This window comes from Sediminibacterium sp. GW821-FHT12F12 (genome assembly GCF_058806635.1).
Genome location: NZ_JBXAPW010000004.1, coordinates 19,974 through 34,045, shown reverse-complemented (window position 1 = coordinate 34,045; position 14,072 = coordinate 19,974). Strand labels below are relative to the sequence as shown.

At 46.1% G+C, this 14,072-nt stretch carries 11 protein-coding genes; 7 read left to right on the top strand and 4 right to left on the bottom strand.

The annotated features are described in order from the left end of the window. The 7 genes from kdpA to bla all read left to right on the top strand — a co-directional run bounded on the left by kdpA (position 1) and on the right by bla (position 9,311). On the top strand, positions 1-1,701 hold the full coding sequence (kdpA, locus tag AC1RNB_RS07745; RefSeq protein ID WP_493082097.1) for a potassium-transporting ATPase subunit KdpA: 1,701 nt from the start codon (positions 1-3) through the stop codon (positions 1,699-1,701). A gap of 13 nt (positions 1,702-1,714) precedes the next feature. Further along, a complete protein-coding gene (gene kdpB, locus AC1RNB_RS07740; RefSeq protein ID WP_493082096.1) occupies positions 1,715-3,760 on the top strand; it encodes a potassium-transporting ATPase subunit KdpB in 2,046 nt (681 codons plus the stop codon). A gap of 11 nt (positions 3,761-3,771) precedes the next feature. Beyond that, positions 3,772-4,326 carry a K(+)-transporting ATPase subunit C gene (locus AC1RNB_RS07735; RefSeq protein ID WP_493082095.1) on the top strand — a complete coding sequence of 185 codons (555 nt, stop codon included), beginning with the start codon at positions 3,772-3,774 and terminating at the stop codon, positions 4,324-4,326. Between the two features lie 8 nt (positions 4,327-4,334). Then, complete coding sequence (locus AC1RNB_RS07730) at positions 4,335-5,408, top strand: porin (RefSeq protein ID WP_493082094.1); 1,074 nt, start codon at positions 4,335-4,337, stop codon at positions 5,406-5,408. A gap of 1 nt (position 5,409) precedes the next feature. Continuing rightward, positions 5,410-6,531, top strand: a complete 1,122-nt coding sequence (locus tag AC1RNB_RS07725; protein WP_493082093.1) for a sensor protein KdpD — start codon at positions 5,410-5,412, stop codon at positions 6,529-6,531. Between the two features lies 1 nt (position 6,532). After that, the gene (locus AC1RNB_RS07720) at positions 6,533-8,230 is read left to right on the top strand and encodes an ATP-binding protein (protein WP_493082092.1); all 1,698 of its coding nucleotides are present in this window, start codon (positions 6,533-6,535) and stop codon (positions 8,228-8,230) included. A 280-nt stretch (positions 8,231-8,510) separates the two neighbouring features. Further along, positions 8,511-9,311, top strand: a complete 801-nt coding sequence (bla, locus tag AC1RNB_RS07715; RefSeq protein ID WP_493082091.1) for a subclass B1 metallo-beta-lactamase — start codon at positions 8,511-8,513, stop codon at positions 9,309-9,311. Positions 9,312-9,422: 111 nt separating this feature from the next. On the opposite strand, the gene AC1RNB_RS07710 is transcribed toward bla, so the two are convergent. The 4 genes from AC1RNB_RS07710 to tgt form a co-directional block, all read right to left on the bottom strand. After that, on the bottom strand, positions 9,423-9,989 hold the full coding sequence (locus AC1RNB_RS07710) for a hypothetical protein (RefSeq protein ID WP_493082090.1): 567 nt from the start codon (positions 9,987-9,989) through the stop codon (positions 9,423-9,425). Positions 9,990-10,172: 183 nt separating this feature from the next. Then, positions 10,173-11,495, bottom strand: a complete 1,323-nt coding sequence (locus AC1RNB_RS07705; RefSeq protein WP_493082089.1) for a citrate (Si)-synthase, eukaryotic — start codon at positions 11,493-11,495, stop codon at positions 10,173-10,175. A 146-nt stretch (positions 11,496-11,641) separates the two neighbouring features. Next, the gene (locus AC1RNB_RS07700) at positions 11,642-12,733 is read right to left on the bottom strand and encodes an LptF/LptG family permease (protein WP_493082088.1); all 1,092 of its coding nucleotides are present in this window, start codon (positions 12,731-12,733) and stop codon (positions 11,642-11,644) included. 142 nt (positions 12,734-12,875) lie between these two features. After that, positions 12,876-14,015: a tRNA guanosine(34) transglycosylase Tgt gene (gene tgt, locus AC1RNB_RS07695; protein ID WP_493082087.1), complete on the bottom strand. Its 1,140-nt coding sequence runs from the start codon at positions 14,013-14,015 to the stop codon at positions 12,876-12,878. Positions 14,016-14,072: the final 57 nt, after the last annotated feature.

Sequence of the window (14,072 nt, the reverse complement as noted above, 5' to 3'; positions counted from 1 at the left end):
ATGAATGCAGAAATTCTTGGCGTCGTCCTGATGTTTGTCCTTACCATTGTACTTGCCATCCCGCTGGGAAGATATATCGGTAAAGTATACAGTGGCGAACAGACCTGGCCCGACTTACTTTTTAATCCGCTGGATAAAACGATCTATCGTTTTTCGGGTATTGACCCAACGCGTGACATGAACTGGAAACAGCACCTTGCCGCGCTATTGACCATTAACCTGGTATGGTTTCTTTTCGCCATGTTCGTGTTGATGAATATGTCCTGGCTGCCACTAAACCCGGATGGTAATCCTTCTATGACAGCCGATCTTGCTTTTAATACCACCGTTAGTTTTGTGAGCAACACCAATCTGCAGCATTACAGCGGCGAGAGCGGCGTTTCTTATCTCGGGCAGTTGATACTGATGTTATTCCAGTTCATCAGTGCAGCCGCAGGAATGGCTGCGTGTGCAGTTGTTTTCTTCGCAATGAAGGAAAAAACAACAGACAAGCTGGGTAATTTTTATCAGTTTTTTGTCAGGAGTTGTACCCGTGTGTTGCTTCCCTTGTCTATAGTGTTAGCCGTAATTCTACTGTTCAACGGCACCCCCATGACGTTTGCAGGAAAAGACCAGTTTGTTTCCCTGCAGGGCGATACAGTGCATGTATCCCGCGGGCCGATGGCAGCGATGGTTGCCATCAAACAATTAGGCACCAATGGAGGCGGTTTTTTTGGGGCAAACTCTTCGCACCCGCTGGAGAATCCCAATTATATTACCAATATCGCTGAGAACATCAGTATTCTCCTGATACCTATTGCGATGGTGTTTGCGCTCGGTTTTATCCTTAAGCGCAAACGGTTTGCCTGGATGGTCTTTGGCGTGATGACGGCAGGTTTCTTGCTGCTGCTCATACCCACTATTTACCAGGAGATGAACGGAAGTAGCGCCATTAGCAGTATGCACATTGCACAACCGCTGGGAAGCATGGAAGGAAAAGAAGTACGCTTTGGGCCTGCCGCTTCTGCTTTCTGGGCCATCTCTACAACAGCAACATCCAATGGTTCCGTGAATGCGATGCACGATAGTTTAACGCCATTATCCGGTATGTTTACGATGCTCGGCATGATGATCAATTCCTTCTATGGCGGCGTAGGGGTGGGATTTCTCAACTTCTACATTTTCATCATCATCGCCGTTTTCATCAGCGGGCTGATGGTGGGAAGAACGCCTGAATTCCTGGGTAAAAAAATTGAGGCGAAAGAAATGAAGATCGCAGCCATCATTGCACTGCTACATCCGCTTCTGATACTTTCGTTCACCGCTTTATCTTCCTATCTATATGCGCATAACCCAGAAGCATACACCGGCTGGTTGAACAATCCAGGCAACCACGGTTTCAGCGAGATGCTGTATGAATATACTTCTTCCTCAGCCAACAATGGCAGTGGTTTTGAAGGACTGGGAGATAACACGCCATTCTGGAACATTACCTGCGGTATCGTTATGCTGCTTTCACGCTTCCTGCCGATCATCGGACCAATCGCTATAGCAGGGATTCTGGCGAAGAAAAAATATGTACCGGAAAGCGCAGGTACGCTGAAAACGGATACTGGCACGTTCGGCATCATGGTATTTGCTGTGATCTTTATTGTAGCCGCACTTAGCTTCTTCCCGGCACTCTCACTCGGACCTATCGCTGAATTTTTCGGAATGAAATAAAACCTGAAACAACATGTCAAAAGAAAATAACCATACAAAATTATTCGATAGAACACTGGTCGGTACCGCACTCAAACAGGCTTTCAGGAAACTGAAGCCAAAGACCATGTTCCGCAACCCTGTAATGTTTACCGTTTGGATCGGTACGCTTATCATGTTCGCAGTGTGTATCTGGATCGCGAACGGCGAAACCAGCCAGGGCAGTCTTGTTTATAATGTTATCGTTACCGTGATCCTATTTCTTACGCTACTGTTTGCCAATTTCGCGGAAGCGATTGCTGAAGCAAGAGGTAAGGCGCAGGCTGACTCGCTTCGCAAGACACGAGAGGAAACACCTGCCAAATGGATCCAGGTAGTGGGTGAAATATTCGTGGATGAGATCAAGGTCGTTCCTTCCTCACAATTACGCAAAGGGGATGTGTTTTTTTGCGAAACCGGAGATGTGATTCCCATGGACGGAGAGATCATACAGGGATTGGCAACCATTGATGAATCTGCTATCACGGGTGAATCAGCTCCTGTCATCAGGGAAGCAGGCGGTGATAAATCTTCTGTAACCGGAGGTACCAAGGTATTATCCGATCAGATCAAAGTACGTGTAACCACTGAACCGGGTGAATCTTTCCTCGATAAAATGATTGCTTTGGTAGAGGGTGCGAGCCGTCAGAAAACGCCCAATGAAATTGCGCTCACGATTTTACTTGCCAGCTTTACACTGGTATTCATCATCGTCTGTGTAACACTGAAACCGTTCGGTGATTATGCCAACACACCCATCACTATTGCCGCATTTATTTCCCTGTTCGTATGTTTGATACCCACCACTATCGGTGGCCTGCTATCAGCCATCGGTATCGCGGGGATGGACCGTGCACTCAGGGCAAATGTGATCACAAAAAGCGGCAAGGCAGTAGAAACCGCCGGCGACATAGATACCCTGCTGCTGGATAAGACAGGTACAATTACAATCGGAAATCGTAAGGCTACCAAATTTTATGCCGCACCTGGTATCGACGACAAGGACTTTATCAAAGCTGCTGTTCTATCTTCTTTCGCCGATGAAACACCTGAAGGGAAATCGATCATTGAACTGGCTGGCATCAACCCGCTTAGTTACCAGACAGAGCACCCGAGGTTTATTGCCTTTACTGCAGAAACAAGAACTTCCGGGATAGATTTCGGACAGACCAGAATCCGCAAAGGAGCTGCCGATGCCATACGCATGATTGTAATGAAAGCAGGCAACCCCTTTCCCCCTGAAACGGAGAAAAACGTTAAAGCAATTGCAGAAAACGGCGGAACACCACTCGTGGTCAGCGAAAATGAAAAAGTGCTGGGTGTAATAGAATTGCAGGATATCATCAAACCCGGCATTCAGCAACGTTTTGACCGTTTACGCAGGATGGGAGTTAAGACCGTTATGGTAACCGGGGACAACCCCCTCACCGCAAAATACATTGCCACCAAAGCCGGTGTAGATGATTTTATCGCTGAAGCCAAACCGGAAGACAAAATGAATTACATCAGAAAGGAACAACAGTCCGGCAAACTGGTTGCGATGATGGGAGACGGTACAAATGATGCGCCGGCACTTGCGCAGGCTGATGTAGGCGTAGCCATGAACAGTGGTACACAGGCAGCTAAGGAAGCTGGCAATATGGTGGACCTGGATAACGATCCTACCAAACTGATCGAGATCGTTGAGATAGGCAAGCAGCTTCTGATGACACGCGGTACGTTAACTACTTTTTCTATTGCCAATGATGTAGCGAAATACTTTGCGATTGTACCTGCTCTTTTTATCTCTTCCATTCCTGCGTTGCAAGGCATGAACATTATGCGCCTGCACAGTCCGGAAAGTGCCATTCTTTCAGCAGTGATCTTTAACGCTATCATTATCCCCCTGTTAATACCGCTGGCATTACGCGGCGTTACATACAAGCCCATAGGCGCAAGTGCTCTATTAAGACGTAACCTGTTAATATATGGCCTGGGAGGTGTGATCGTTCCCTTTATCGGTATTAAATTAATCGACCTGGTGATCGGCACCTGGTTCTAAAAAAATAAAAAATGAAACAACATATTATTCCTGCACTACGGCTCACAGTTGTCTGCATCGTACTCTTTATCGGTTTGTATCCGTTGCTTATCTTTGCCATCGCACAGGCTGCACCCGCCAAAGGGCAGGGCGAAACCGTAGCGGTGGATGGTAAAACGGTTGGTTATCAACTGGAAGGACAAAAATTTACGGCCGATCATTATTTCTGGAGCAGGCCTTCTGCGGCTGGTTACAATGCGGCAGGAAGTGCAGGCAGTAACAAAGGCCCCTCGAATCCTTCCTACCTTGCTGAAGTGCAAGACCGTATAGATACTTTCCTGGTACATAACCCCGGCATCACCAAAGCACAAATACCTTCTGATATGCTAACCGCAAGTGGCAGTGGACTCGATCCGGATATTTCCCAGCAGGGAGCAGCCATCCAGGCTGCAAGGATTGCACAAGTGCGCAACCTCTCAAAAGAGAAAATTTTATCCCTCATCAACCAATACACTGAAAAATCGATCAACGGCATTGAAAAGATCAATGTCCTCAGTATCAATATTGCTTTAGACAAACTCAAATGAATCAACAGATGAAACAGTTCTTGCTTATTTTATCAATGGCTTTTATGGTAAAAGCTGATGCCCAGGATTCCACCGTTAATCCTCTTTCCATCAGCGGTTACGCGGAAGTTTATTATGTAAAAGACTTTAATCACCCGCTTAATCATACCAGGCCGGGTTTTTTATACAGTTACAACCGTTCAGGTGAAATGACTTTGAACCTCGGGTATATCAAGGCAGCCTATGTTACACAGAATGTTCGTGCCAATCTATCACTGGCAGCTGGCACGTATATGAACGCCAATCTTGCTGCAGAACCGGGTGTTTTTAGAAATATCTACGAAGCTAACGCAGGCATTAAGCTGTCACGCAACAGCAATCTCTGGCTGGATGCGGGCATCTTCGGTTCGCATATCGGTTTTGAAAGCGCCATTGGAAAGGATTGCTGGAACCTGACGCGCAGCCTGCTGGCAGAGAATTCTCCTTATTATGAAGCAGGTGCCAGACTTTCCTATACCTCCACAGACAACCACTGGTACCTCGCTGCGCTTGTACTTAATGGCTGGCAACGGATCCATCGTATAGATAACAACACAACCCCTGCTTTCGGTACACAGGTCACTTATAAACCGAATGCGCGTATCACACTTAACAGCAGCACGTTTATCGGCAATGATAAACCCGATAGTACACGACAGATGCGTTACTTCCATAATTTCTACGGTATCTTTCAACTCAGCAATACAGTTGGCCTTACCGCAGGGCTTGATGCAGGAATGGAGCAGCAGGCCAAAGGTAGTAGCAGGATGAATTACTGGTATAGTCCGGTATTGATCGTGAAGATCAATACTTCGTCAAAAACCGCATTAGCCTTGCGTGGTGAATATTACGCAGATCAAAACGGTGTGATCATTGCAACGGGAACACCGAATGGGTTTCGTACCTGGGGATGGTCTGCGAACTTTGATGTAGCTGTTGCCAGCAATGCCGCCTGGCGACTGGAGGCCAGGACACTATCGAGCAAGGATGCGATTTTTTCCAAAGACAATACAACTGTCAGCAGCAATACTTTTTTATCAACGGCCATCGCCATCAGTTTTTAGTATGCCAAACGAAGCTGCAGATATATGGCTGAAGAAAGTTTCCGGAGAAGGAAAAGGTAAACTGAAGATATATATCGGTATGAGTGCCGGTGTGGGCAAAACTTACCGTATGCTGCAGGAAGCACACCGATTATTGGCAGCCGGTGTCAATATCCGCATCGGTTATATTGAAACCCATAACCGACAGGAAACACATGCGTTGCTTGATGGATTACCTTTGATCCCGCGTAGGGAGGTATTTTACAAAGGCAAGCGCCTGGAAGAACTGGACGTGCCCGCGATCCTGCTCCTGCATCCGGATGTAGTGGTCGTGGATGAACTCGCACATACCAATATTCCAGGCAGCAAGAATGAAAAGCGGTGGCAGGATGTGCTGGATATCCTTGATGCAGGCATTGATGTGATCAGCGCTGTCAACATACAGCATATTGAGAGCATTAATGAAGAAGTACGGGAGATCACCGGTGTAACCGTACACGAACGCGTACCCGACAGAATATTGCAGATCGCCAGCGAAGTAGTGAATATCGATCTTACGGCAGATGAACTGATCACGCGGCTCAAGGAAGGAAAAATCTACGACCCGGCGAAAGTGCAACAGGCGTTGACGAATTTCTTTCAGCCGGAAAAAATATTACAACTCAGAGAACTGGCATTGAAAGAAGTAGCCGGGCAGGTCGAAAGAAAAGTGGATTATGAAGTGACCGCTAAAAAGAATGCCTACCGGCATGAGCGTTTCCTTGCCTGCATCTCTTCTAACCACGAAATTGCTCAGCGTGTGATACGTAAGACCGCCAGACTTGCTTCCTACTATAACAGTCACTGGTTTGTGCTGTATGTGCAGACACCGAAAGAAGCAACTGATCGGATACCGCTGGCGGCGCAGCGGCACCTGATCAACAATTTCAAGAACGCCACTGAACTGGGTGCAGAAGTGATACAGGTAAAAGAAGACAATGTAGCAAGGGTTATTATGGATATTGTTCTGGACAAACATATCACCACTGTTTGTATCGGGAAACCGCATTTTAACCTATTCCAGGTGATCCTGAAGACCAGTATCTTCAACCAGTTATTAAAAACCCTGTCAAAGAACCAGGTGGATATCGTTATTTTGTCATAGCATGGCATTTAGTATTAAAAATAAGATCCAGTTCGGCACCCTTTTCCTTCTGCTACTGCTCGTGCTTTCCGGCGGTGTCAGCATTTATTACCAGCTCAGCCTGACCAACGCTTCTAAAAATATTCTCCGGGATAATTATGAATCCCTTGAGTATGGTCATGCCATGCAGCGGCAACTGGATAGCATTCCGGAATTTCCGCTAATGGCTATTCCAAGATTTGAAAAACTTCTACGCGCACAGGAAAACAATATCACTGAAAACGGAGAAGCGGAAGCGACTAAAAATATCCGAAGTGCATTCACTACCCTTAAAAATCATCCAGGTGATCCGGCCAGCTATCAGGCGCTCCGTTCAGGAATAGACCGGATACTGCAACTGAATATGCAGGCCATTGAAAGAAAAAATGAGCATTCTGAGAAAGATGCAGAAACTGCCTACACCATCATTATCCTCGTTACTTCCATCAGTTTATTAATCGCCCTCACTTTTGCATTCAATTTTCCATCGGTCGTTGTAACGCCGATACAGAAACTGACAGATGCCATTAAAGAAATCTCTGCAAAAAATTACCGGTACCGTATACACCTTGAACAAAAAGATGAATTCGGCCAGTTGGCAGACGCATTCAATACAATGACCGAAAGATTGGAAGCATTCGAGAACAGCAATCTCAATAAACTGATCTTTGAAAAAGCCCGGGCAGAGGCCGTGATCAATTCCTTAAAGGATGCAAGTATCGGTATTGATCGGAATCGTACGCTTTTATTTGCCAACGCCCAGGCATTGCAGCTATTAGGAATGAAGGCTGAAGAAACCATAGGAAAGCCTGTGTCTGCTCTTACAGAAAAGAACGACCTATTGAAATTCCTGCTGGAAAATGACAGCTCTTCTCCTTTCAAGATCGTGGTAGAGGGAAAAGAAAATTATTATACAAAGGAGACGGTTGATGTACAACAGGGCGATGCTATGAGCAGAGTAATCGTACTGAAGAATATTACTTCTTTCAAAGAAATGGATGTGGCCAAAACCAATTTTATCGCTACCGTCAGCCATGAATTAAAAACGCCGCTGGCTTCCTCTGACTTCAGTCTGAAACTCTTAGAAGATACACGTGTAGGGGATCTGTCTGAGGAACAAAAAGGGCTGGTAGGTCAACTAAGAAATGATAACCAGCGCATGCTACGGATCTTAAGCGAACTCCTTAACATGAGCCAGGTGGAAGCCGGCAGATTGCAACTGGATATCCATTCCGTTAATCTATATCCTGTCATTGAAACCTCTCTAAAAGCCGTAGCGGGTACGGCACGAGAAAAAAACATCAGCATCGAGTCACATATTGCAGAGCAATTGCCGGAAGTAAAAGCCGATGCAGACAAAGCAGGCTGGGTGCTCAATAATTTTTTCACCAACGCCATCAAATTCTCCAATCCCGGAACCACCGTGTATCTCGATGTGCAGCGAACCAATGATACGGTACAATTTTCTGTAACAGATCATGGAGCCGGTATTGAAGAACAATACCTGGGCAGAATATTCGAAAGATATTTTCAGGTACCCGGACGGACGGATACCAAGGGCTCGGGTATCGGGCTGGCGATCTGCAGAGAGTTTATTGAAGCGATGGGCGGATCTGTTTCTGTCAGCAGCCAGCCGGGAAAAGGCAGCACATTCAGCTTTCGTATTCCTGTTTCAGTGTAGCTGTCTACAGATTATCGATAAATTATCCAAACAGTCTTTTTTTATCCGGAATCAACTTTAGTACTTAGGCATCTTCCTGCAAATTGCGAAGATGTGGCATAAGGCAACTCTCATAGAAAAACCGGCGACCTATGAAGTTCTCCTCTCCCATGTTAAACAAGTACCGTTTTAACCGCATTTTTCAACTATTTCTAACCCGCTTATTCTCAACCCAACATTTAAATGCATACCTTCATTTATACACTTATCATTTTTACAAATCCAATTTGTTACTAACAAAATGAACCACCCACCCTTTCAAAAACCAACTTCCTTTATTCTTGCACTAACCGCATTATTCTTCATAGTAAACAGCAAGGCCTCAGCTAATCACTTTCCGGTTGGCAATGCCATATACATCAGTAACGACAGCGGTTTTGTTTACCAATCCAGTAACCTGCATATCAAAAAATTATCCGCACATGTGTACCAGCACATTTCCTTTTTAAACACCAATAGTTTTGGCAGAGTGGAGTGTAACGGTATGGTGGTGGTGAACAACAAAGAAGCGATGGTGTTTGATACGCCTACTGACGATAAGAGTTCGGAGGAGCTGATCAGCTATTTCTCAAAACAGCTTGGTTGCAACATTAAAGCCATTGTTCCTACGCATTTTCATGAAGACTGTGTAGGCGGTTTGGAAAGCTTTCGTAAAAACAAGATCCCGGCATTTGCTTCTTCTAAAACGATCGCTCTTTTACAAACCAAAGACCCCGCTATTATCTCGCATCTCCGTTCTTTTGACAACTCGATGCAGTTCACCATCGGCAGCAAAAAAGTGTATGCCGAATATTTCGGTGAAGGCCATACAAAAGATAATGTGATTGGTTATTTCCCCGATGACAATGCAGTTTTTGGAGGCTGTTTAATCAAGGAAATGAATGCCACAAAAGGTTTTCTGGGAGATGCCAACCTTACAGCCTGGCCGGAAACCGTTCAAAAACTGAAGCAGAAATATCCCAACACAAGAATAGTGATACCAGGGCATGGGAAAAGTGGGGGCATTGAATTGTTGGATTATACGATACAATTATTTCAGTAATAGTGCAAGGTAAATTTCGAACACCGAACAAGGAATGTCGAAATAAAAGAGAATGTATTTCGACATTCCTTGTTCGACATTCGATATTCAATATTCGATATTCATACCCTGCTACACCCATCCCAGCTTCTGATACCCTTCATACCCCAGCTTGATCGCTTTCTGTACTTCTGACAGTATCAGAGGGTCATTCTTTTTGATATTGAAACAGGCTTTACCTTTCAGACATTTGATAAAGGCCGGACTGAATTTTTCCGCCATGGAAGGGTTCATATAAATAGGCAGGTAATGAAAGCCCACATACCCTTTTTGCACCAGCAGGGATACCAACCACATTTCCGTTCTTTTCCGGCCCATCACCTCAATGGCTTTGTGGCTAACAAGATGAGCCTGACCGCCGGTGGCTGCATGCAGGATGAGCGTTCCCTTTTTATCGTAAGGCAGCATCATTTTTTTGATGGCATCAAAGATCTTTACCAGCTCCGGTTGCCCGGCAGATTTATCGGCATACTTAATTGAAATGGTATTCTCTTTCTTTGCAGGTTTAGCTGTTTTGGCAGCTGTTTTTTTAACCGCAGCTTTTTTCAGCATTGCTTTTTTTACGACCACTTTTTTAGCAATTGCTTTTTTTGCCACTTTCTTTACCGGCTTTGCCGCAACTTTGGTAGACTTTGCCATAGAAATCTCTTTCGTCTAATATAAAAAAAGTCCGCCGAAGCAAGTACTCCGGCGGACTTTTTTTGGTGAATTGGTCAATGGTCAATAGGCAATTGGCAATTGGCAATTGGCAATCAGTCCAAAAACTCCCTACTCCCTACTCACCATTCACAATTGACCATTCACAATTGACCATTCACAATCTCAATCCCATATCTCTTCCTTCCCTTCCAGCCATAATTTAACGGCTTCGGTAGTAACCGATTTGGGTCTTTCAAGCGGGAAGCCAAGGGCTCTGTCCCAGCAAAGGCTGGCCAGTACACCCAGTGCGCGGCTAACGGCAAAGAGAACGGTATAAAATTCATATTCAACCAATCCATAGTGAACCAGCAGGGCACCGCTATGTGCATCAACATTGGGCCATGGGTTTTTAATCTTTCCAAGCGATTGCAGGATGGGTGGTACGGTTTCGTAAATATTCCATACCGTGTTTACCAGTTTATCATCGGGCATGTGTTTTTTACCGAATTCCATCTGGGCCGTAAAGCGGGGATCGGTTTTACGCAATACCGCATGCCCATAACCCGGAACTACTTTACCGGATGCCAGTGTTTTCTGCACATACTCAGCAATCTGTTCTTTGGTAGGGTTATCGGTTCCCAGTTCTTCCTGCATTTCAAAGATCCATTTGATCACTTCCTGGTTGGCCAGTCCGTGTAAAGGACCTGCCAGTCCATTCATACCGGCCGCATAACTCAGGAAAGGATCGCTCAGTGCAGAACCTACCAGGTGGGTAGTATGTGCCGAAACGTTACCGCCTTCATGATCGGCGTGGATGGTCATGTATAAACGCATCAGTTCTTTAAAGCTCTCATCTTCAAAACCCATCATGTGGGCCAGGTTGCCTGCCCAGTCTAACAGACCATTGGGCTGGATATGTTCATTGTTCTTGTACTTGCGGCGATAGATATAGGCTGCAATACGGGGTAAACGGGCGATGAGGTCCATCGAGTCGTCGTAGATCGCATCCCAGTAATCCTTTTTGTTCATGCCTTTCGCGTATTCTTTGGCGAACTGGCTTTCGGTTTGCAGGGCCATCACACCTGTCACAAACATCGTCATGGGATGGGCACTGATAGGCAGTGCATCGATAGTGGCAAACACATAATTGGGTACATGGCTGCGGCGCTGCCATACACTGGTAATGTGGTTAGCATCTTCCTGCGCCGGTAACTCGCCAATCAGCATGAGGTAAAAGAGGCCTTCGGGGAGGGGTTCGCCGCCATTGGGAGCCTTGGGCAGTTTTGCCTGCAGCTCGGGAATAGAATAGCCGCGAAAACGGATCCCTTCCTGTGCATCCAGCAAACTGGTTTCGGTTACCAGGCCGGTAATACCCCGCATTCCCTGGTAAACCTGCGAGAGGGTTACTTCTCCTACTTTTTTATTTCCATGCTCTTTCAGTAAAGCCTTGATCTCTGCATTCGAAGCTTCTGCTTTTGCTTTGAACCGCTCTTTTACTATTCCCATGACTAAGCTATTTTTTTTATTATTCTTTGATAATAAGCACGTTAGATAACTTATTACAAATGTTTTATTTATAAGCGTTAAAGGTAAAACAACTTGCCTTGTACAACAAAACAAATAGCGACAAGGTTGTAGAAAGTATGCTAAAATTATTTGGGGGCTGTGCGGTAGAGGTACACCACCACAAAAACGAAGATCATATTGGGGATCCAGGCAGCTATCAGCGGCGGCAGATCGCCTTTGGTAGAAAAGATGGTAGAGAACCTGTCGGTGATGATGAAGAGCGCCGCAATCATGAACCCTACGGCCAGGTGCACCCCACTGCCGCCCCTTACTTTTCGGCCGGCCACAATGGCGCCGATTAGTGTGAGTAACAATACGGTAATACAGGTAGCATCGCGGCGGTAGCGTTCTACTTTTAATTCATTCAACCCTTCTGAGCCCCGTAGCTCTTCCAGGCGGATAAACCGATCCAGCTCGGGCGAAGTAAGTTTATCCTTGGTGTATTTATCCCGGCTCAGATCATAAGGCTTGAAAGTAAAATTCATGGTCTTGGTCATTTCCACGTTTACCTTCTCGCTCAGGGGAAGTAATTTCCTTTCGAGTAATCCCTCCAGTCGCCATTTTTTGGTAGCCGTGTCCCAGGAAATCCCATCGGCCCGCATATTTTCGGTTACCAGGTTATCCTGCACTTTGTAAAAGAAAACCGGGCCTCCCCTTTTGGCCAGTGTATCGTAAGAATAGATGCCGGCATACGTAAACGAATCTACCCGCAGGTAAATATTACTGCTGGTGGCCACCAACGCATTATAGGAATTATTACCATCAATATACCTGGCTTCAAAAGCACCCCGCACCTGGTTGGCCCTGGGCACCACATACTGGTTGGCAAACCATAAGAGCACACATAAGAAACTGCCCCCGATCCAGTAAGGACGCAACCAGCGCATGTAAGTAGTGCCACTGGCCAGTATGGCAATGATCTCGCTCTTATTGGCCATTTTGGAGGTAAAGAAGATCACGGCAATAAATACGAAGAGCGGAAACAGTAATGCAATGATGTGCGGAATAAACCCGAAATAATAAAGAGTGATGATCTTTCGCACACCCAGACCCGTCTTTACAAAATCATCCGTTTTCTCACTCACATCCACCACCACAGCAATGATGGTAAACAGGAAGATGGCAAAAAAGAAAGTGGTGAGAAACTTCTTCAGTATGTACCAGTCGATTTTCTTCATGGTGTGTTATCGGAACAAAGATACAGGGGTGATATTGAATGGGATCAGGGTTGTGACAGATAAAAGGTTAAAATGGGGGAAACCAGCTATCATGCGTATGCCTTGTTGGCTGACGCATTTTCATTTCTCTGCAAAAAGAACCCTACAACCTTTGCTTTACCTGCTCTATCATTCCCTTTTTCCAGCTGCTGAAATTACCCGCCAGGATCTGTTTTCTAGCCTCGCCTACCAGCCAGAGATAAAAGGAAAGGTTCTGGATACTCGCCAGCTGCAGACCCAGGATCTCATTGGCCACAAACAGATGACGCAGGTACGCTTTGGTATAAAACTGGCTCGACTCTACCGGTAATTCCGGATCAATGGGCGAAAAATCGGAGGCCCATTTTTTGTTGCGGATATTGATCACGCCCTCTGTGGTAAACAACATACCGTTCCGTCCATTACGGGTGGGCATCACACAATCAAACATATCAATGCCCAGGTCAATACATTCCAGGATATTCCAGGGTGTACCCACACCCATCAGGTAACGGGGTTTGGCCAGGGGCAGGTTATCCGCGCAAAGCGCGGTAAACTCGTACATCATTTCTTCCGGCTCGCCCACACTTAATCCGCCGATGGCATTACCGGTGGCATTTTTGGAGGAGATATAATCGCAGGAAGCTTTGCGCAGATCTTTGTAAGTGCTACCCTGCACAATGGGAAACAGGTTCTGCGTGTAGCCATATTTATCGGGCGTTTCATCCAGCCTCGTAAAACAGCGATCGAGCCAGCGGTGCGTGAGCTCCATGCTTTTTTTGGCATAGGCATAGTCGATGGGATAAGGCGGACATTCATCAAATGCCATAATAATATCGGCACCGATACTGCGCTGGATATCCATCACAGATTCAGGACTGAACAAATGACGGCTGCCATCAATATGCGACTGAAACATCACCCCTTCTTCTTTGATCTTTCGGTTGGCCGCCAGTGAGAATACCTGGTAACCGCCACTGTCTGTGAGGATGGGCCTGTCCCAGCCATTGAATTTGTGTAATCCACCCGCCGCTTCCAGCACTTCTGTTCCGGGGCGCAGGTATAAATGATAGGTATTACCGAGTATGATCTGTGCGTTGATCTCGTTTTTGAGTTGTTGCTGGGTAACTGCTTTTACACTACCTACGGTACCCACGGGCATGAAAATGGGGGTGAGAATTTCACCATGATCGGTGCTGATCTTTCCCGCCCTTGCTTGGGAACCTTCCGCGGTTACCTCTAACTGAAAATCCAATGAAGCCATGGCGCAAAAGTAGGGAAACAGCGGCAGTAGATGGAGGGTGCGCCCTCACAGCGCCTT